Source organism: Pseudomonas guariconensis, from assembly GCF_900102675.1.
GTDB classification, from domain to species: domain Bacteria; phylum Pseudomonadota; class Gammaproteobacteria; order Pseudomonadales; family Pseudomonadaceae; genus Aquipseudomonas; species Aquipseudomonas guariconensis.
In genome coordinates this window covers 23,645-43,128 of sequence record NZ_FMYX01000016.1, presented here as the reverse complement: position 1 = coordinate 43,128, position 19,484 = coordinate 23,645, and the positions used below count along the sequence as shown (strand labels likewise).

At 63.4% G+C, this 19,484-nt stretch carries 21 protein-coding genes; 9 read left to right on the top strand and 12 right to left on the bottom strand.

Annotation, left to right across the window (positions count from 1 at the left end; genetic code table 11):
- Position 1 precedes the first annotated feature (1 nt).
- Positions 2–1,303: a homogentisate 1,2-dioxygenase gene (gene hmgA, locus BLS27_RS21735; RefSeq protein ID WP_043209578.1), complete on the bottom strand. Its 1,302-nt coding sequence runs from the start codon at positions 1,301–1,303 to the stop codon at positions 2–4.
- Between the two features lie 198 nt (positions 1,304–1,501).
- Between hmgA and BLS27_RS21730 the strand changes: the two genes are divergently transcribed.
- Positions 1,502–2,284: an IclR family transcriptional regulator gene (locus BLS27_RS21730; protein WP_043209580.1), complete on the top strand. Its 783-nt coding sequence runs from the start codon at positions 1,502–1,504 to the stop codon at positions 2,282–2,284.
- 40 nt (positions 2,285–2,324) lie between these two features.
- Here BLS27_RS21730 and BLS27_RS21725 read toward each other — a convergent pair whose 3' ends face one another.
- The 4 genes from BLS27_RS21725 to BLS27_RS21710 form a co-directional block, all read right to left on the bottom strand.
- Positions 2,325–5,492, bottom strand: coding sequence for a dermonecrotic toxin domain-containing protein (locus BLS27_RS21725; protein WP_090346824.1), 3,168 nt, complete (start codon positions 5,490–5,492; stop codon positions 2,325–2,327).
- A 354-nt stretch (positions 5,493–5,846) separates the two neighbouring features.
- On the bottom strand, positions 5,847–6,752 hold the full coding sequence (locus BLS27_RS21720) for an alpha/beta fold hydrolase (protein WP_043209585.1): 906 nt from the start codon (positions 6,750–6,752) through the stop codon (positions 5,847–5,849).
- Positions 6,753–6,928: 176 nt separating this feature from the next.
- The gene (locus BLS27_RS21715) at positions 6,929–7,615 is read right to left on the bottom strand and encodes an LrgB family protein (RefSeq protein WP_070576323.1); all 687 of its coding nucleotides are present in this window, start codon (positions 7,613–7,615) and stop codon (positions 6,929–6,931) included.
- Entirely contained in the window at positions 7,605–7,991 is a 387-nt protein-coding gene (locus BLS27_RS21710; RefSeq protein ID WP_043209588.1) for a CidA/LrgA family protein, read from the bottom strand. Before BLS27_RS21710 ends, BLS27_RS21715 begins: the two co-directional genes overlap by 11 nt.
- Before the next feature lie 98 nt (positions 7,992–8,089).
- Between BLS27_RS21710 and BLS27_RS21705 the strand changes: the two genes are divergently transcribed.
- The gene (locus BLS27_RS21705; protein ID WP_090346823.1) at positions 8,090–8,977 is read left to right on the top strand and encodes a LysR family transcriptional regulator; all 888 of its coding nucleotides are present in this window, start codon (positions 8,090–8,092) and stop codon (positions 8,975–8,977) included.
- Between the two features lie 102 nt (positions 8,978–9,079).
- Here BLS27_RS21705 and BLS27_RS21700 read toward each other — a convergent pair whose 3' ends face one another.
- Positions 9,080–9,535 (bottom strand): flavodoxin, encoded by a 456-nt coding sequence (locus BLS27_RS21700; RefSeq protein WP_090346822.1) that lies wholly within the window; start codon positions 9,533–9,535, stop codon positions 9,080–9,082.
- 105 nt (positions 9,536–9,640) lie between these two features.
- On the opposite strand from BLS27_RS21700, the gene BLS27_RS21695 reads away from it, so the two are divergent.
- Both BLS27_RS21695 and BLS27_RS21690 read left to right on the top strand, forming a co-directional pair.
- On the top strand, positions 9,641–10,078 hold the full coding sequence (locus BLS27_RS21695) for a PAS domain S-box protein (protein ID WP_043209595.1): 438 nt from the start codon (positions 9,641–9,643) through the stop codon (positions 10,076–10,078).
- Positions 10,079–10,137: 59 nt separating this feature from the next.
- Entirely contained in the window at positions 10,138–10,731 is a 594-nt protein-coding gene (locus tag BLS27_RS21690; protein WP_043209597.1) for a hypothetical protein, read from the top strand.
- Here BLS27_RS21690 and BLS27_RS21685 read toward each other — a convergent pair.
- Complete coding sequence (locus BLS27_RS21685) at positions 10,728–11,696, bottom strand: MerR family transcriptional regulator (RefSeq protein ID WP_090346821.1); 969 nt, start codon at positions 11,694–11,696, stop codon at positions 10,728–10,730. The two genes, BLS27_RS21690 and BLS27_RS21685, sit on opposite strands and share 4 nt — an antisense overlap.
- 180 nt (positions 11,697–11,876) lie before the next feature.
- Here BLS27_RS21685 and BLS27_RS21680 point away from each other — a divergent pair, with 180 nt between their 5' ends.
- From BLS27_RS21680 to BLS27_RS21665, 4 genes are all read left to right on the top strand, one after another.
- On the top strand, positions 11,877–12,449 hold the full coding sequence (locus BLS27_RS21680; RefSeq protein ID WP_043209601.1) for a putative antibiotic biosynthesis monooxygenase: 573 nt from the start codon (positions 11,877–11,879) through the stop codon (positions 12,447–12,449).
- A gap of 78 nt (positions 12,450–12,527) precedes the next feature.
- The gene (gene folM / locus BLS27_RS21675) at positions 12,528–13,220 is read left to right on the top strand and encodes a dihydromonapterin reductase (protein WP_090346820.1); all 693 of its coding nucleotides are present in this window, start codon (positions 12,528–12,530) and stop codon (positions 13,218–13,220) included.
- 10 nt (positions 13,221–13,230) lie between these two features.
- Positions 13,231–13,527, top strand: a complete 297-nt coding sequence (locus BLS27_RS21670; RefSeq protein WP_043209604.1) for a DUF1244 domain-containing protein — start codon at positions 13,231–13,233, stop codon at positions 13,525–13,527.
- On the top strand, positions 13,520–13,861 hold the full coding sequence (locus BLS27_RS21665) for a HopJ type III effector protein (RefSeq protein WP_043209605.1): 342 nt from the start codon (positions 13,520–13,522) through the stop codon (positions 13,859–13,861). Before BLS27_RS21670 ends, BLS27_RS21665 begins: the two co-directional genes overlap by 8 nt.
- 33 nt (positions 13,862–13,894) lie before the next feature.
- Here BLS27_RS21665 and BLS27_RS21660 read toward each other — a convergent pair whose 3' ends face one another.
- From BLS27_RS21660 to BLS27_RS21645, 4 genes are all read right to left on the bottom strand, one after another.
- The gene (locus BLS27_RS21660; RefSeq protein WP_090346819.1) at positions 13,895–14,803 is read right to left on the bottom strand and encodes an alpha/beta hydrolase family protein; all 909 of its coding nucleotides are present in this window, start codon (positions 14,801–14,803) and stop codon (positions 13,895–13,897) included.
- A gap of 213 nt (positions 14,804–15,016) precedes the next feature.
- Complete coding sequence (fabV, locus tag BLS27_RS21655; protein ID WP_070576356.1) at positions 15,017–16,228, bottom strand: enoyl-ACP reductase FabV; 1,212 nt, start codon at positions 16,226–16,228, stop codon at positions 15,017–15,019.
- A 152-nt stretch (positions 16,229–16,380) separates the two neighbouring features.
- Positions 16,381–16,914, bottom strand: coding sequence for a cytochrome b/b6 domain-containing protein (locus BLS27_RS21650; RefSeq protein WP_090346818.1), 534 nt, complete (start codon positions 16,912–16,914; stop codon positions 16,381–16,383).
- Positions 16,914–17,183, bottom strand: a complete 270-nt coding sequence (locus tag BLS27_RS21645) for a PepSY domain-containing protein (RefSeq protein ID WP_090346817.1) — start codon at positions 17,181–17,183, stop codon at positions 16,914–16,916. The genes BLS27_RS21650 and BLS27_RS21645 overlap by 1 nt, the downstream gene beginning before the upstream one ends.
- Positions 17,184–17,401: 218 nt before the next feature.
- On the opposite strand from BLS27_RS21645, the gene BLS27_RS21640 reads away from it, so the two are divergent.
- Complete coding sequence (locus tag BLS27_RS21640; protein ID WP_043209612.1) at positions 17,402–18,580, top strand: acetyl-CoA C-acetyltransferase; 1,179 nt, start codon at positions 17,402–17,404, stop codon at positions 18,578–18,580.
- A gap of 43 nt (positions 18,581–18,623) precedes the next feature.
- Here the strand turns inward: BLS27_RS21640 and BLS27_RS21635 are convergent, their stop codons facing one another.
- A complete protein-coding gene (locus BLS27_RS21635) occupies positions 18,624–19,379 on the bottom strand; it encodes a hypothetical protein (protein ID WP_043209614.1) in 756 nt (251 codons plus the stop codon).
- Between the last annotated feature and the right edge of the window lie 105 nt (positions 19,380–19,484).

Sequence of the window (19,484 nt, the reverse complement as noted above, 5' to 3'; positions counted from 1 at the left end):
GTTATCTCCGATTCGGGTTGAAGGTGCTCGGCAAGGTGGCCCAGCAACTATCGTAGTCGGCCTGCAGTTGCGGGCACTCGAGGGCATGACGGCTCGGACGCAGCACCTGGCTGGTCTCGAACATGAATGCCATGGTGTTGTCGATCTTGTGCGGCGCCAGGTCCGCGGCGATGGCCTTCTCGCAGGTTTCGGCGTCAGGCCCGTGGGCGCTCATCACACCGTGCAGCGAGGCACCGCCCGGCAGGAAACCTTCAGCCTTGGCGTCGTAGGCCCCCTGGATCAGGCCCATGAATTCGTTCATCAGGTTGCGGTGGAACCAAGGTGGACGGAAGGTGTTCTCGGCCACCATCCAGCGTGGCGGGAAGATCACGAAGTCCATGTTGGCCATGCCGTGGACGCTGGTCGGCGAGGTGAGCACGGTGAAGATTGAAGGATCGGGATGGTCGAAGCTGACCGTGCCGATGGTATTGAAGCGACGCAGGTCGTACTTATACGGCACGTTGCTGCCGTGCCAGGCGACCACATCCAGCGGCGAGTGCTGCAGTTCACAGGCCCAGTGTTCGCCGAGGAACTTCTGCACCAGTTGCACTGGCCCGCTGACCTCTTCGTAGCGCGCCACTGGGGTCAGGAAGTCACGCGGGTTGGCCAGGCCATTGCTGCCGATCGGGCCCAGGTCCGGGATGCGCAGCGGGGCACCATGGTTCTCGGCAATGTAGCCACGGGCCTGGCCGTCGAGCAGCTCGACGCGGAACTTCATGCCCCGAGGGATCACGGCGATCTCCAGCGGCTCGACTTCCATCACCCCCAGTTCGGTGGCGATGCGCAGGCGGCCTTGCTCCGGCACCAGTAGCAGTTCGCCGTCGGCATTGAAGAACACCCGTTCCATGGAACGATTGGCACGATAGATGTAGATGCTCACGCCAGCCGGCTTCTCCGAGGCCGAGTTGGCCACCATCGGCAGCCAGCCTTCGATGAAATCGGTGGGCTCGGACGGGATCGGCTGGGGGCTCCAGCGCAGGCGGTTGGGGGTGATCTGGCCCAGCGGGCCGGTCAGCGGTTGACGCTCCAGACGCTCGAAGCGCGGGTGCAGCGCCGAGGGACGAATGCGGTACAGCCAGGTACGACGCAGCTCGCTGCGGGCCATGGTGAACGCGGTACCCGAGAGCAGTTCGGCGTACAGGCCGTAAGGGGCTTTCTGTGGGGAGTTCTGCCCGACCGGCAGGGCGCCGGGCAGCGCTTCACTGGCGAACTCGTTGCCGAAGCCGCTCAGGTACTGAAGATCAGGGGAAGAATCGAGATTCATCGGGTGCCTCCGGGCTCGATGAGAGCCGTTGCTGGCAGCTGGCTGCTGGCCCTGTCCGGCGCGTTCCGGTGAGTACTCCAGGCGTTGCAGCGCGTCTGCATTGTTTTTATCGTAATCAGATTACGAATAACGTAATTTGATTGCCGAAAGGCGTCAAGCTATAAAGACGCCCACCTGTCTCCCCTGGATTCCCATCCCATGGCCAAAGCCAGCTCCCCTGCCGACAACGGCAAGCAGAAGGTCCGCTCGGCGGAAGTCGGCACCGACATTCTCAAAGCCCTTGCCGAACTCTCTCCATCCACGTCGCTGTCGCGACTGGCCGAACACGTGGACATGCCGGCGAGCAAGGTGCATCGCTACTTGCAGGCGCTGATCGCCAGCGGCTTCGCCGAGCAGGATCCTGCCACCAACCATTATGGGCTGGGCCGTGAGGCACTGCGGGTGGGCATGGCGGCGCTGGGTAGCATCGACGTGCTGAAGGTCGCGGCGCTGCCCCTGTCGCAACTGCGCGACGAGCTCAACGAAAGCTGTTTCATTGCGGTGTGGGGCAATCAGGGGGCGACGGTGGTTAGCATCGAGCCTGCGGTGCGCGCGGTGACGGTGGTCACGCAGATCGGCTCGGTCCTGCCGCTGCTCAGTTCGTCCACAGGCCTGGTGTTCGCCGCCCACCTGCCCGAACGCGAGACAGTGGAACTGCGCGACCAGGAGCTGGCCGCCATGGACCAGTCATTCAGCGACTACGAGCCCGTGCTGGCCCAGATCCGTGCACGCGGGCTGCATCACGTGCACGGTTTGCTGATGCCCGGCGTGGACGCGCTGTCCGCGCCGGTGTTCAACGCCATGGGCCAGATTGCCGCGGTGATGACGGTGGTCGGTCCGACGTCGATCTTTCATGCCGACGAACAGGGACCGGCGGCGAAGCGCTTGCTGGCGGCGGCAGGCGCCGTCAGCAAGCGTATGGGGTATGAGCCAGAGGCCTAGCTCATGCGTTGAGGTGCCGTCCCTGACCCCGATGGCGGCCTCAGGTGAACTGACGAGGGGCTGATTGCTCTGTGGAAGCAACCAGTTGCGTATACCACGACAACTCTTCCTCGAATCGTTTATTCAACGGTTGGAAAGCACCCGAGCCAAGCTCCTTGAACACCTCATGCCGCTCATAGAACGCTTTGAGTGCCTCGACTTGGTTCTTCACCCATAGACTCAGTGCGGATGACTCCCCAGGAAACAACGTCGACCAGAGTTTGCTGCCTCGATCAACCAGCTGGGTACCATAGAACTTCACCACATCCGTAATCCCGGGCAAGCTGGCGACGGCTCCGAGCAGGGATAACAGTGCTGCCGTCTTATCGCCATCACGCAACGCCGCGAGGCTGCGGTAGAACCCAGCGCCGGCCTTGATGAAGCCCAGAACGATTCGCGCCGGCGGGAACGCCAAGGCGATGACATCCGCCACCAGACCGACCAGCCAGAACACCTCTTGGGTGATACGCCTCGCCGCGCTGTAGGCATCGCGTTTCGCATCGGCCAGCAAGCGCTGTATACGCTGGCGTAGAGCAACCGAAAGATCCCGGATGTTGTACAGCACCTGCAACGACCGGGCGATCCTCGCATTTCCCTTGCTTTCTGACGCATCGGCGAAGTCATCGTTTCGCACGCTCTCATTGAGTTCGCGGATCAACAGCTCATCGTCAATCGAGACATGCGCGTAGACCCAGTCCTGCAGAGCATCGCTTCGCCACTGCTCGACAAAATCCTCGACCGTATAAAGGTACCGCCCACCAGGCCCATCGCTGAGATAGACCAAAGTGCCCTTGGCCTGGGGCGACTGCAGCAGGTACCCACCGACTACAGCGGCCCCGTTGATCTTCAGCATTGCCAATTTGCAATCGTCGACAAAACTGCCCCGATGAAATGCCATGCAGACCGGTTTCAGCCAGTCGGCATGCGCGTCGCTGAGGCGTCCGCTCTGCAGCTCCACCAGACAATCGCGTTGAATTTTCATGCCTGTGATGTGGCGATGCAGCTCCAGCGGCCTGGACTGGGCATCTGCGTCCGGGTCGAGATAACTCTTGCGGATCTCATCGCAGTACCCCTCACCGAGCCTGGCGGCCCGGATGTAACCATCGATCGCTCGGTTGCTCAAATGGGACAGGTCCTGGCCCACGGTCGACGTCAGCCTGGCGAAGTCCCTGAAATTGAAATCCGCGGGGTATCCGCTGGCCACCACTTGGGTCAAGGACTGACGAACGCCATGCTCCAGCTCGACCAGAACGGTATCGGCATCGATCCATCCCTCCTTCTTGCCCGGGAAACGATTGATGCGCTCGCTCACACGGTCACGGGCATAGGCCATGAACGTCGGCACCTGGGCAGCTGCCTGGTAATCCGTCATCAGCACGCGCAACTCGTGGTCGATGTCGTCCACGCGTCGTTGCAGCGTCCCGTCCGGCCTGGCAGGTACCACCGGCCGGATCTCTTCGAGATCGTCGAGAATCTTCATCACCCTCAACTCGGTCCAGTGCTGGATCACCTGCTGCCAGCCGTCAATGTCCTGCGGATGCAGGGTGATCGTCTCGCGTGACCATTCCTGAGGCAGGCTGGCTATACGCGTCAGATATCGATTCAACGCAGGACGGTCGGCATGGCGGACACGCTCGACGAGGTAGTCGCGCCCCGCAGGCATGGCGGTCAGTGCCCCCAGCGCGAAACTCATCTGCCCAGGTGAGTTGAACGCTTGCAGATCGCCCGCCGGCGACCCGGGCGCATAGAGCACATGGATATCATCGCTGTAGATGTACAGATGATCGGTCAGAAGCATTTCGCCATTGATGGACAACAGGGCCACCGTGATGGTGCTTGTTCCGGAGCGCTGCGCCCATGTGTCCTGTGTGGCCTGCTCGAGCAACCGCACCGCTCTGCGATCAAGGCCCTGGAAGTCCGCCGCCAGCCTGGCGAGTTGCAGCCTGGCATCCAGCGCTCTGCTCAGCAGATAGCGGTTTTCGTCGAGGGCATAGGTCTGCTCGACGTGCTCGACATAACCTCGATGCAGTTGTAATTCATTGGCGAGCGACCATACGCCTTGGTCGCCCAGGGCCTTGCGCAGGCCCTCGTGCTGGATCGTCATTGCCAGGCGCTTGCCATGGTAAGCACCGCCACAGACCCATTCGAGCAGTGAAACCATTTGCGGCGGCGCATCCGCTGTGAAGTCGTGTCTGACATGCAGTCGTACCTGTTCGGCAGACAATTGCGCAAACCCTTTAGCGGTCAACCAAGCGTCAAGTTGCTGGCTGGCATAGGTGTAGAAGTCACTGTGCTGAGTTTGCTCGGCCAGTTGGCGCTCGGTTTCGTTCACAGCCTGATGCAGCTTCGCCAACCGCTCGCGCTCGGCAGGCGACAGGTGTCGCAACCACTGCGGCGCCAGGTCCTTGCGCAAAGCACCGACGGCATCGGCCACGCTTGCTTGGAGTTGTTCGAACAAGGGCACAAGGGCAACGGCACCCTCACCGTTTTCAGGCTCAGCAGCAAGCCCGTCGATGACCAGCCGGCGTTGCAGCAACTGCATATCTTCAAGCAGATACACCTCAGGTCGACTCCGCAGCGGCCTCAACACCAGCTCCACGGACGTGGTGTCCGTCAGGGCCGCACGCGCTCGGGCGGGCAGACCCTGTGTCCAGCAATTATCCGCCCGCAGGTAGCGGACCAATGTCTCGACCATACGTTGATGGCTATCGAACCAGACACCGGCCCCCAAGCCGTAGAGGACGAAAGACAGCTCATCGTCATAGGGGTTATCGCACAACGCCACAAAGCCAGGAATACGCACCAGCTCACCCTCTTTCGTCTTCAGTGAGACGGATGCAAAGACGGGATCAGCGTCTGGCAGCAGAGCTTCGATGTCCTGTCTGGGAGCGCCACGACGCAAGGCACGGGCTCGCACCTGCAGAGTCAGCAACGCCCGAAGCTGTTCATTCAGCAGCGGGGACTGCTCCATCCACCAGTGATCGCTTTTGACCTGCCAATGTTCGTCCAGCCACCGCTCGGGATCGTCGACAGGCGTAACACGAGGCGGCAAGCCGGGCGCAAGCGCAACTTCGGCCTGCATCATCATGGTCAACACGACCAAAGCGCTCAGGACATCCTGGCCAGCGACAGGCGAGACCGTGGAAGGAAAGGTCAAGGGAAAATTCATGACTTCTGTCTCAATGCAATGTAGGAAATCGCAATGTGCAGAAATCAGAAAGAACAAAGCTGATGGAAATGCAGGTGTACTAACCTACGTTCAGACCTGAAGAACCTACTGAAAACGCCGCAATGAGCCTCGAGACGAGGGGAAGGATTATCACCGGCAATGTAAAGGTGAATGTCACAAGGAGGTGTTTTTCCCACCTCGAGATACACCTATTCTTACGGCATTGGATCGGTACGAAGGCGCCCCCCAGCCTTTCGGGCCACCAAGGTTCACCGACGTTGATTTTGAAGCTCCTTGATCTAACGTCTCGATTGGCCGCTGCGATGCAGCGGCCTTTTTTATGCCTGCAACCCCCTAGGACCAGGCCACCTTGCGTGGCGCCTCGATCATCGGCTGTTCACGAAACGACAGGTAATGGCGCAGCACCTGTTGCGGAGCCTCGGTGTGGGGATAGTGCCCAATGCCCGGCAGCGCCACGGTGTCGGGATCGGGTACCAACTGCCGGTAGCGCTCGAGCATCCGCGCGCCTGACAGCGGATCGGCCACGCCATTGATGAAACGCAGCGGTACACATCGTCGCAGCAAGGCGCCCACCCAGCGCTCACGGTGCAGGCGTCGCTCGGGCAGGTAACCGATCAGCTTGTGCAGGATGCGCGTGCCGCGATTGGCAACGATCAGACTCCAATAATCATCCAGGGCACTTTCGCTCGGGTGCGTGCAAGGGCCATAGATATGGCTGACGTTGCGCACCAGGTCATCGCGCCCAAAGCTGCGGGACACCAGCCAGCCTAGGGGGCTGAGCAGCAGCTTTTGCACCAGCAAGACCTGGTAGCACTCTGGGAACAGCCCACTGTTGAGGAACGCGCAGCTGGCGATCTCGATGCGTTGTTCACAGTGGCGCGCCAGCAACTCCTGGGCAACGGTGCCGCCGTAGTCGTGGGCCAGCAGATGTACAGGCTGATCGATGTTCAGATGGGCGAGCAAGGCCTGTTGCAGGTCGGCTTGCTCCATCAGGCTGTAGTCATGGTCCAGCGGCTTGGCCGAGTCGCCAAAGCCGAGCATGTCGCAAGCGACCACACGAAAGCGCTGGGTCAAGGGTACCCACAGGTAGTGCCAATCCCAGCTGGCCGTGGGGAAACCGTGAAGTAGAAGCAGTGGCTCTCCCTGCCCTGCTGTCCAGTAGCGGATGGTCTGGCCCCGAAAGGCAAAACTCTGAGCTCGGGTACGCCAGACGCACAATGGTATTTCGGCCAGTGGCATCAGTGTTGTCCCGGTAGATAAGTGTTGGCGTCATAAGGCAGGGCTGCGTTCATTGCAAGTTACCTCGGCACTTACATGTGCTCTCTATGTCGAGGCTCAGTCTAGCCAGCACACCGGGCGACGAAACTTGCGTTGGCAGCCAGCTTGCTGGCTTTGCGGGTCAGGGGCACGAACGGTCACAGCAGTCTTGCCAACAGGGGGCCGGCGAACAGATTGAGCAGGCCGGTGAGCACCATGACCAAGCCGGCCACCGAGCCTTCCTCACGGCCCACCTCCTGCGCCCGACTGACCCCGGCGCCATGGGCACCGACGCCAAACAGCGCGCCACGGGCCAGGGGCGTACGCAAAGGCAGCACGCGCAGCAACACGCCCCCGAACATGGCGCCAAGTACGCCGGTGAACATGACGAACACCGCCGTCAGCTCCGGCACGCCGCCCAGGTCTTGGGCCAAGGGCATGGCAAAGGGCGTGGTGATCGAGCGCGGCAACAACGACCGGCTCACCGCATTGTCGAGTGCCAGCAGGTGCGCCAGGCCCCAGGAGCTGGCGATCGAAGCCATGCTACCGGCCAGCATGCCCACCAGCAGCGCCGGCCAATGGCGCGCCAGCATCATCCGCTGCTGCCAGATCGGCACCGCGAAGGCCACGGTCACCGGGCCCAGCACGCCCATCAACCAGTGGGTGTCGCGCGCGTACTCGGCATACGCAGTGTGCAGCGGCACGGCCACCGCCAACAGCAATGCCGGCACCAGAATCAGCGGCGACAGGACATAGCGCCCACTGCGCCGGTACAGCCAGCGGCTGCCCAAGTAAGCAACAAGGGTCAGGACAAGCCAGAACAACGGCATTGGCTCAAGGCTCATGGCGCAGCCTCCAGCGGCAGACCAGTTCCACCGTGACGGCGGTCACCACCATCACCATCAGGGTGCTCACTGCGATCACCAGCAGGATGCGCCAACCCTCGCTGCGCAGCAGGCCACCGTAGTCCAGCAGGCTCATCAGCGCCGGAATGAAAAACAGCAGCATTTCAGCCATCAACCAACCCGCGCCGGCCTGCAAGGTGGCAGGTTTGAGCACGCCGCAGGCGAACAACAGCAGGAGCAAGGCCAAGCCCATCACCCCACCCGGGATCGGCCATCCCAGCCAAGTGGAAAGCTGGCCGCCGAGCAGAAACAAGGCAAGCAGGACCGCCAGCTCGACGAGCAGGCGCAGGTATTTTTTCAGTAAGGCGGGTTTCATTGGGAAGGGTCCTCGGCTGGGGTCCATTCTAGATTTGCCCTGCCTAGGCCAGAAGCGAATTGTTAGACTGATCGCCATTCCAAAACGGAATTCGAAACATGGAATTCAAGCAGCTTCGCAGCTTCATCGAAGTCGTGCACCGCGGGGGCTTCACCCAGGCGGCGCAGACCCTGCACATCAGCCAGTCCGCCGTGAGCAAACAAGTCGCGCAACTCGAGCAGGCCCTAGGTCAGCCCTTGCTGGAGCGCCAAGGCTCGCAATTGCACCTGACCGCCGCCGGGCGCATCGTCCTGGCACGCGGCGAGGCATTGCTGCGCCAGCGCCAGGAGCTGCAAAACGAGCTGGACGATCTCAGCCAGATGGCCCGCGGCGAACTGCGCCTGGGTTTGCCGCTGCTGGGCAGCGATGCGCTGTTCGCCGGTTTGTTCGCCGAATACCGGCGGCGTCACCCGAACATTTCGATCCAGCTGATCGAGGGCGGCAGCCGCACGGTGGAACAGGCCGTCAGCAGTGGCGAACTGGAGCTGGGCGGTTGCATCACGCCCACGGACCCGGCGTTCGAGTACCAGCCATTCTGCGATGAGCCGCTCGATGCGCTGTTGCCGCAGGCGCATGCCTTGGCGAAGGAGCTCCAGATCGAGTTGCTGCAGTTGGCGGACACACCATTTCTGCTGTATCAGCGCAGTTTCGTGCTCAATGATCGGCTGCTCGGTGCCTGCCAACAACTAGGCTTCACGCCCAAGGAAGGGGGACGCAGCGGGCAAGCGGACTTTCTGGCCGCGCTGGTGGCGGCCGGGCAAGGGGTGGTGCTGCTGCCGCGGGTCGTGGCGCGGGCTCTGGAACGTCCAGGCGTGGTGCGGGTGCCATTGAACCCACCGGATCTGCGCTGGGACATCGCGTTCATCTGGCGCCGTGGGGCCTACCTGTCGAAAGCAGCACAGGCGTGGTTGCAGTTGGTGCGCGAACGGCCTGCGTCAGGCCTGTAGCCGCGGCGACGTCCTGTTCGCGGGTAAACCCGCGCCCACAAGGATTGCGTTGAGCTTGTAGGGGTTCACCCGCGAACGGGCCGTGTTAGGTATGCGCCCGTATCAAACCTTGAGCGCCGCCGCCAGCTCAGCCAGCCACGGCTCGGCATCAGCCTCGGGGGTCACGGTCTCGCTGGCATCCAAGCGCAGCATCGGCAGTACTTCCCGCACGCCCAGTTCGGCAAACAGCTCGCGCATCTGCTCGCCACCACCGCAGTAGGTATCGCCATAGCTGGAATCGCCCAAGCCGATCACCGCGCCGGGCAATCCTCGCCAGGCCGCCGGCAGAATGTCGCGGATCGTGCTGTACAGCGGCATCAGGTTGTCCGGCAGCTCGCCCATGCCAGTGGTGGAGGTCACGGCCAGCAAGGCATCCGGGGCAAAGCCCTGCAGGTCTTGGAGGTTGGCACGGGCGGCATGCCAGGCATCGAAACCGGCGGCTTTGAGCACAGACTCGGCGTGACGGGCGACTTCTTCGGCGGTGCCATACACCGAGCCTGAAATAATGGCGACTTTCATCGGGCAGAGGATTCCGAAACTGAGTGAAAACGTAGGATACTAGCATTCACCCGTGGCAAAAGGCCGCACTCCCACCAAAGTCCCCCGCTTGCCCAAGGCCCGGACATGATCAACGCGCAACTGCTGCAATCGATGATCGATGCGTCGAACGACGGAATCGTGGTCGCCGAACAGGAAGGCGACGACACCATCCTGATCTACGTGAACGCAGCGTTCGAACGCCTGACTGGCTATGCCCGCAACGAAATTCTCTACCAGGACTGCCGCTTCCTGCAGGCCGATGATCGCGATCAACTCGGCCGCGCGCGAATCCGCAGGGCCCTGACCGAAGGCCGGCCATGCCGGGAGGTGCTGCGCAACTACCGCAAAGATGGCAGCGCCTTCTGGAACGAGCTGTCGATCACGCCGGTGCACAACCCCGCCGACCAGCGCACTTATTTCATCGGCATCCAGAAGGACGTCAGCCGTCAGGTAGAACTGGAGCGGGCACTGGCCCAAGCGCAGGCCCGGCTGCACGCGCTGGAATCCGACGAACGTAGCTGAACGAAGCGCTTTGCGCGCGGTCAATCCCCTTGAAGAAATCGCTACCTTCGAGCCCGATCATGCAAGCACATGCCCTCCTGACCCAGGACGAACTGGATTTCATCCAGGACATGCAGCATTCGCCCCAGTTCAATGTGTCCGACTCCATGTCGAGTCTGCTGGTCAATGGCGACCGCCATGTGCAGGAACTGCTCGCCCGACTGGTGGCTAATGAGCAAGTCACGCTTCAGGCCCAGTACAACAACCAGCAGATCAGCTTCCCGCTGCAGCTGGTCGAAGACGAGTTCCATGCCGTGCATCTGCAGGTGGGTTCGCCTGAAATCTTCGAAGAAGGCCCCACCCCGCGCCCTTGGCGTCTTTCACTGGAGCAGCCGGCCCCGCTGCTGGATACCCATGGCAAGCAAAGCGGCCTGTGGATCCGGGACATTTCCTCCAAAGGCACCTTGGTGCAAGTGCGGGATCTACCCGAGGCGCCGGTGCGCTTCGCCCTGAACTTCGCCCCCGAGGGCATCGAACCCATCCGCCTCAAAGGCGTGCTGCGCCGGCGCATCGGCCCGGACCTGGCCGCCTACGACCTGTCCCGCAGCCCGGCCGACGACCTCGAGCGCCTGCGCGAGTACATCCTCCAGGCCCATCAGCAGATGCACGCCTAAGTATCCAACTGCCCGGCCAGGTACTGGCGCAAGCGCCTGCGCATCAGGCTGCCTTGCGCGCCAAGGCAGGCGACCGGGCTACCGCCCAGCTGTTCCTGGGCCAGCTCCGCCACCTCCCCCGCCAGCACCACCGGACACCCAACGCCGAGGGTCAACCGCGCCAGGCGCTTGCCCAGCGCCTGAGTGGGGGGCTGATGGGAGAACATCACCAAGGCATCGGGCGCGAGGCGCTCGCACACCAGCGCCAGCTCCTCCATGGGCTGCCCGGTCGCCAGCACCGTGACGCCCACCTCGTCGCTGCCCAGCAACAGCCCCGCCACCAGCAACTCCAGCTCATGGCATTGGCCCGACAACGGCGCCAGCACCACGCGCTGGCTCCAGGGCCCGCGCGACAGCTGCAGTCTCAGCAGCACCTTGCCTCGCAAAAACTGGTCGAGGAACAACCACTCACTGACCCGGCCAAAACTGCCCTGCCCCGCTCGCAAGCCGCGCCAGACAGGCATGAAGACCTCATCGAACACCGCGTCCAGGGCATGGCAGGCAAACACTTGGTCGAACAACCGTTCCAGTGCCAGGCCATCGAAACGCTGGGTCGCCTCCTGCACCTGGCCGCGCCAGCCGGCCAGCTCCTCGGCATTGCCGGCGCCTTGGCCATCCTGCGTCACGCCCTGATTGCGGGCCAGGATACTGCCCACCTTGCTCACCGCCACGCCACGCTCCAGCCAGCCGAGGATGCTGCGGATATCGTCGATATCGGCCTGGGAATAGAGACGATGGCCACTGTCGGTGCGGGTGGGCTGGATCAACCCGTAGCGGCGCTCCCAAGCGCGCAGGGTCACAGGGTTGACACCGGTCAGCCGGGCCACTTCGCGAATGGGGAACAGCTCTTGGTGTTCCAGGCCGGCCGAGGTGGCCACCTGATCATTGATGTGCACGGACAACGCCTCTTGTTTCAGATTCTGCATTCTACGCCGGGACACTCCGCCAGGTCAGTGCAACCATCCGCCGGCTGACACTGACCGGTCACGAATCCTGAGCGATAATCCGTGCCCGATTCTTGCAAGCCTGCTCGCATCGCCCACCACCCCGGGCGATGTAAGCCTAGGGGCCAGCTACCCGCCAGCCCCGTCGCCAGGAGATACACGATGTCTACCCCTCCCGTCACCCTGATGGTGTCGCGCCGCGCCGCCCATGGCCGTTACCAGGACCTGCTGGCCTGGCTTCATGAAGGCGAGCAGTTGGCCACCGACTTCCCCGGCTATTTGGGCTCGGGCATCCTCGCGCCACCGGCCGAGGGCGATGAGTTCCAGATCATCTTCCGCTTCACCAACGAATCCACTCTGCACGCCTGGGAGCATTCGGCCTCGCGTCGGGCCTGGCTGCAACGTGGCGACGGCCTGTTCGAGCGCCCCAAAGAGAGGCGCGTCAGCGGCCTGGACGACTGGTTCGGCACCAATACAGTGCAAAAACCGCCACGCTGGAAGCAAGCAACCGCCATCTGGCTGGCATTCTTTCCGGTCTCGCTGCTGTTCAACGTGCTGTTCGGCCACTGGCTGGCGCCGCTGGATCTGCTGCCACGGGTACTGATCAGCACCCTGGCCCTGACGCCGGTGATGGTCTATCTGTTCATCCCGCTGTCCACCCGTCTGCTGGCCGGCTGGCTGAACCCAACAGTACCTGCCACCGGCCAGGCATCGCGCGGGCTGCGCAGCCGCTGAGGCGCAGCCGCACAAGAGCGAAACAGTTCGGGTATGCTGGGGCATCAATGCAAGGACAGACAAGTTGACGCCCCGATCATGAACAGCCCAATCCTCGTCACCGGCGCCAGCCAGCGCGTCGGACTGGCCCTGGCCCTTGAACTGGCACAGGCCGGCCATACGGTGGTCAGCGCCAGCCGCAGCATTCACCCACAAACGCCCCACCCGAACATCGTGCAGTTTCGCGCCGACCTGTGCCAGGAGGCCGACCGCCAGGCGCTGATCGAGTACCTGCAAAGCCATTACGACGGCTTGCGCGCGATCATCCACAACGCCTCGCTGTGGCTGGACGATGGCCTGGACAACCTGCAGACCATGTTCCGCCTGCACGTCGAGGCGCCCTATCACCTCAACCTGGCCCTGGGCGATTTGCTAGACAAGGTCGAGAAGGCCGACATCATCCACATCTGCGACGAAACTTCCTCACGCGGCAGCAAGAGCCACATCGGCTACGCCGCGACCAAGGCCGCGCTGCAGAACATGGTGCTGTCGTTCGCCGAAAAATACGCGCCGAAGGTGCGCGTCAACGGTATCCTGCCGGGCCTGCTGATCCTCAAGGAAGGTGGCGACGACGCCTACCGCCAGCAGACCCTGAAAAAAGCCCTGCTGGAGTTCGAGCCCGGCGCCCGCCCGCTGATCGAGGCGGTGATGTTCCTGCTCGAAAGCCAATACAGCACCGGCAGCCAGGTGGTCATCAACGGTGGCCGCCACCTGAAGAACCGCATGACCTGAGGGAAGCCCCATGACCCCGCAACAACAGCTCGAACTCGAGGCCGCCGCGTTCCGGCGCCTGGTCGAACACCTGCAAAAGCGCACCGACGTGCAGAACATCGACCTGATGAACCTCTCCGGCTTCTGCCGCAACTGCCTGTCCAAGTGGTACAAGGCCGCCGCCGACGAGCGCCAGATCGACGTCAGCCTGGACGATGCCCGCGAGAAGGTCTACGGCATGCCCTATGCCGATTGGAAAGCCCAGTACCAGAAAGAAGCCAGCGCCGACCAACAAGCGGCGTTCGAAAAAGGAAAGCCACGTGACTGATCTGTCCACCCTGCGTAACAGCCTCGCCAGCGGCGAGCATGTTTTCGCCGACACCCTGGCGTTCATCGCCGCGAACTACAGCTACCAGCCCCAGGCCTTCAGCAATGGTGGCGTCGAGAACGCCGCCGGCCAGAACGAAGGCTCGTGCAAGACCCTGGGCCTGGCCCTGCTCGAAGGCTTGAGCGACCAGGAAGCCTTGTTGGCGTTTGGCGAGCACTACCGCAGCGTGCTGGCCACCCCCGAAGGCAGCGACCATGGCAACATCCGTGCACTGATCAAGCACGGGCTGGCCGGCGTCACCTTCGCCGAGCAGCCGCTCAAGCGTAACGCCTGATATCGCCGGGGCCGCTTTGCGGCCCAGGCCACCTCAGCTGATGATCCGTCCCGGTACCGCTTCAGGCAGCCTGCCCTGCTGCAACCAGGCCAGGGCAATCGGCCAGAGCGTCTCGCGGAAGCGGTCATGGAAGAACGCGAAATGCCCGATCTGCGCGACCGAGATATCTCCAGGCGCCAACCGCAGGTGCCGCCGCTCGGCGTGCTGCAGGTAGCCCAGTAACCGCTCGGTCGCCGCCACGGTCCCGAACGGGTCGTCCGTGAGGCTGATCGCCAACGTCGCGGCCTGCACCTGGGCGAACGGCAATTGCGCCAGTGTCCGCCCGCTCGGACGTTGCTCGTAGCGCGGCGTGCGAGTGGTCCAGTCGTGCACCACACCCGCCGGCGTGTCCTCCATCCAACCCAGGCGCTTGCCCGGGAAATACCCGCACAGTCGGGTCAGCAACGGCATCACCACGTGCCATTTACCTACCAGCCGCCAGCGCTCGTTCGCCGCGTAGTCGCGCCAATAAGCGAACTGTGCGCCGACCATCACCACCCGTCGTACCCGCCCGCCGGACGGCGCGAGCCCTACCGCACAGCCGCCGAAACTGTGCGCCACCACATCCACCGGCTGGCCCGCGAAGCGCTCGGCGGCCAATTGCAGCATCGCCTCGAAGTCCAGCCGCCCCCAGTCGCTCCACGACGCCTTGAAGCCGCGCAGCGAAGCCGGCCGCGACTCGCCGATGCCCCGGTAGTCGTAGGTCAGCACGTCGAAGCCCTGGGCGAACAGGTAGTCGGCAAAACGCGAGTAGTAACGGCAGCGCACCGAGGTGGCGGCATTGATGATCACCAGCGGGCGCTGGGGGTCGGGGGAAGCGTGGCGCCAGAGGAAGCCTCCGAGGCTGTAGCCGTCGGCGGTACTGTGGCGAAAGGCGGTGGCGGGCTGGGTCAGGCTGCTCATGACGCGCTCCCTGCAGTGGTGCGCCAACGCTAGCAAAAAAAGCGTCTTCAGCCATCCCCTAGCAGGAGCCGCTGCGCAGCCCGTCGCAGGCTACACCTGCTCCCACGGAGCCCGCGCAACACCTGGAAGGCGCTGCGCGTGTGGGCACTGGCGAAGCCTGCGAGAGGGCTTGCAGGCTTCAGCGAGTATCGCCCCAACGGTGGGGCGACAGGCTTACAGCTCGATGCAGTCGAACTTCACATCGGTGGCGACGTCTTCGTCGTAGTTGACGTCAGCACGCTCGAAGCCGAACAGATTGAGGAACTGCTTCTTGTAACCGGCATAGTCGGTCAGCTGGAACAGGTTCTCGGTGGTCACTTGCGGCCACAGGGCCTTGCAGGCGTCCTGAACGTCGTCGCGCAGTTCCCAGTCGTCTAGACGCAGGCGGGCCTTCTCGTCCACCGGCATCGGTGCGCCGTCGGCGCGGTACATGCGGTCGCGGAACATGCGGTCCAGCTGGTCCTGGGTGCCTTCGTGAACGCCCTTCTCCTGCATGATCTTGAAGACCATCGACAGGTACAGCGGCATCACCGGAATGGCCGAGCTGGCCTGGGTGACCACCGACTTGAGCACCGCCACGTTGGCGCCGCCCTTGATTTCGCTGGCCAGCTTCTTGTCCAGGCGCAGGGCGGTTTCGTCCAGGTCCTGCTTGGCCTGGCCCAGGGCGCCGTGCCAGTAGATCGGCCAGGTGATTTCGGTGCCGATGTAGCTGAAAGCCACGGTGCGTGCGCCTTCGGCCAGCACGTCGGCTTGGCTCAGGGCGTCGATCCACAGTTGCCAGTCCTGGCCACCCATGACGGTGACGGTGTCGGCGATTTCCTGCTCGGTGGCCGGCTCGATGCTGGCCTCGATGATGGTGTCCTTGTTGGTGTCGATGGCGGTCGACTTGTACGGCTGGCCGATCGGCTTGAGTGCCGAGCGCACCAGTTCACCGGTCTGCGGCAGCTTGCGCACTGGCGAGGCCAGGGAGTAGACGACCAGGTCGACCTTGCCGCCCATTTCGTTCTTGATCAGCTCGATGACCTTGGCGCGGGCTTCGTCGGAGAAGGCATCGCCGTTGATCGACTTGCTGTACAGGCCGGCTTGCTTGGCGAACTTGTCGAAGGCAGCGGCGTTGTACCAACCCGCGGTACCGGCCTTGGTCTCGGTGCCCGGCTTTTCGAAGAACACGCCCAGAGTGTCGGCCTTGAAGCCGAAGGCTGCGGTGATGCGTGCCGCCAGGCCGTAGCCGCTGGATGCGCCGATGACCAAGACCTTCTTCGGACCATCCTCGCGCACGCCCAGCTTGCGGGTGGCTTCGATCTGGTCACGGACGTTGAGCTCGCAGCCCTTCGGGTGAGTCGTGGTGCAGATGAAACCGCGAACCTTAGGATGAATGATGGCCAATGTCTGTACCTCTTCAGGTTTGTGCCGAGGAAGCGCGCCGCAGGGGACGGTTCCGTTTGATCAGAGGGTGAGACTACCCCCGCAGGTTATCCGACACATATTACGGGGGTGATTGGCGCGATTCAAAAACAACCTGGCGCTCAGGCGTGCAGTCATCGCGGGTCGTGGGGCTGACGCCGTCGCCCGGTGAGCATCGACAGGGGCAGGTTTTCCTTCAGGCGCAGGCTTTCGACCAGTGCCGCGAGCAGGTGCACGCAGACCAGCGCCAGCAGCGCGTTGGCCAGGAAGCTGTGCACATCGTTGGGCCAATCGACGCCCCACAGGGCGTCTACCTCCTGGGACAGCCAGCCGGTCACTCCCAGCCCTACGACGCAGGCGAGCATCAGCACCATCACCAGTGCGCCGATCGGCGTATGACCCAGCCGCTGGTAATGCTCACCCCGCCGCAAGGCCCGGGCATGCGCCGCAAGGCGCGTCGGGGTCGGCCAGAAGTCCGCCCAGCGCGCACTGCGCGGCCCGACGAAGCCCCACACCAGGCGCACGATCACCACACCGAGTGCGTAGTAGCCCAACCACTGGTGCCAGTCGTCACCTTCCTCGTTGAAGAACGAGTTGGCGAAGAACACGAACACCAGCGACCAGTGGCAGCACCTGAGCAAGGGGTCCCAGAGCCGCACGCTGGCCATCAGTCATGGATCTCGCTCTTGACCGCCTTGCCGCTCACCGGGTCGTGGTAGATCTCGACCTTGCGTCCGTCCTTGTCGAAGCCGTAGATCTCGTAGCAGTTGCCCTTGGTGATTTTGAACTTGTTGATGCGGTAACCCTGCTCCTTGAGCTGGGCCTGGAACTGGTCGGCGTCCTGCCAGGTGCTGCGCTCGGCAGTGGTGCACTGGGGTTCGGCGAAGGCGCTGGCACTGGCGAAAATCAAGGCAGTGGCGATCAGGATCTGGCGCATGACGGGAAGCTCCGTTTTGTTTTTGGAAACCGCAGTGTGCGACGCGAAGCTGAAGCCAAGCTTAGTGCCAGCGGCCTTTGGACGCCCTGAAACGACTCCATTGATTTGAATTTCAGATCAATGCAAAAGAAAAACAAACTTAACAAATGAACCAAACCCGCCGATGCTGCCGGTAATACGCCGAGCCGGCGTCCACCCCTTGCACGGAGAACAACAAGATGAACGACGTGGTCATCGTCGCCGCCACCCGTACCGCCATCGGCAGCTTCCAGGGTGCCCTGGCCAATGTGCCCGCTGTGGACCTGGGCGCCGCCGTCATCAAGCGCCTGCTGGAGCAGACCCAACTGGACCCGGCCCAGGTCGACGAAGTGATCCTCGGCCAGGTGCTGACCGCCGGCGCCGGCCAGAACCCGGCGCGCCAGGCCGCGATCAAGGCCGGCCTGCCCTACAGCGTGCCCGCCCTGACCTTGAACAAGGTCTGCGGCTCGGGCCTCAAGGCCCTGCACCTGGCTGCCCAGGCCATCCGCTGCGGCGACGCCGAGGTGGTGATCGCCGGTGGCCAGGAGAACATGAGCCTTGCGCCCTACGTCCTGCCCTCGGCCCGTACCGGCCAGCGCATGGGCCACGGCCAACTGGTCGACACCATGATCACCGACGGCCTGTGGGATGCCTTCAACGACTACCACATGGGCATCACCGCCGAGAACCTGGTGGAAAAATACAGCCTCACCCGCGAGCAGCAGGACGCCTTTGCCGCCGAGTCCCAGCGCAAGGCGGTGGCCGCCATCGAGGCGGGCCGCTTCAAGGATGAGATCACCCCGATCGTCCTGCCGCAGAAAAAAGGCGAGCCGCTGGTGTTCGACACCGACGAGCAACCGCGCCCCGGCACCACCGCCGAAGCCCTGGGTAAACTGCGCCCGGCCTTCAAGAAAGACGGCAGCGTCACCGCCGGCAACGCCTCCAGCCTCAACGACGGCGCCGCCGCCGTGCTGCTGATGAGCGCGAACAAGGCCAAGGCCCTGGGCCTGCCGGTGCTGGCGAAGATCAGCGCCTACGCCAGTGCAGGCGTGGACCCGGCGATCATGGGCATCGGCCCTGTCTCGGCCACCCAGCGCTGCCTGGACAAAGCCGGCTGGCAACTGGGCGAGCTGGACCTGATCGAGGCCAACGAAGCCTTCGCCGCCCAGGCCCTGGCCGTGGGCAAGGCGCTGGAGTGGAACGCCGAGCGCGTCAACGTCAACGGCGGCGCCATCGCCCTGGGCCACCCCATCGGTGCTTCGGGCTGCCGCGTGCTGGTGACCCTGCTGCACGAAATGATCAAGCGAGACGCCAAGAAAGGCCTGGCGACGTTGTGCATCGGCGGCGGGCAAGGCGTGGCACTGGCGATCGAACGCTGATCCATCGCCCGGGGGGCGCAGAGCGCCCCCTATGGCCTGGGCCTCACACCTTGCCCTTGGCCTGCTTCACATCGCTCGCCAGGCCACCCGAGGCCCCCGCAATGGTGGCGCCTGCACCCGGCAGCACCTGGGTCACGGTTTGCGTCACGGAGCTCTGCACATGGCGGGTGTACTCGGCCACTTGAACGCCCGCGCGCATATGGGCCGAGACCGTCTGGGGCGTCAGTATCGTGCGGGTGAAGGTCGAGCTGACAGTGCGGAACAGATTGCCCAGCGCCGAGACGATGGACACGATGGTCAGCACCACGAACGGAATCGACAGCCACATGATGCTCATCTTGAACAGCGCCAGCTCCGTGCCCAGCCCCTGTAGGCGGCGGCAGTACTGCACGCACACGCACAGATAGATCATCGCCAAGACCGAGATGGCCAGCAGGTCACGCACATCGAACGCCACCCGTGCCGTCAGCAGCCCATAGATCAGCGCACTGACCAGCACGTCCGGCACCAGGACCTTGAGCCCCTCCACCGCCTTGGCGATGTTGTAGAGCACAAAGCCAATGAGCACGATCCAGCCCAACACCGGCACGAAGCTGAAAGCGATCACCAACAGCGACAGCAAGATGCCCTGCAGCATCCCGTGATAGAGCTTGTGGCGGATGAGGTAGAACACGAAGTAGCCAAACGAGAAGGCCGCAATCGCGAGCAATGAAGCGATCATCAGCTCACGATCGAGGAAAAAACTCGGGAAGCCGACGGCGATCATGAACGCCAGGCACAGGTATCCGCTCTTTTGCATCGAACAATCATCCATGGGGGGAGGCCGCGATCGGTGGGGTGCCTCCATCGCGGGCATGGATGCTACTAATGTGCCACTACCCTGTCGAGCGCGACTTCGTCTCTC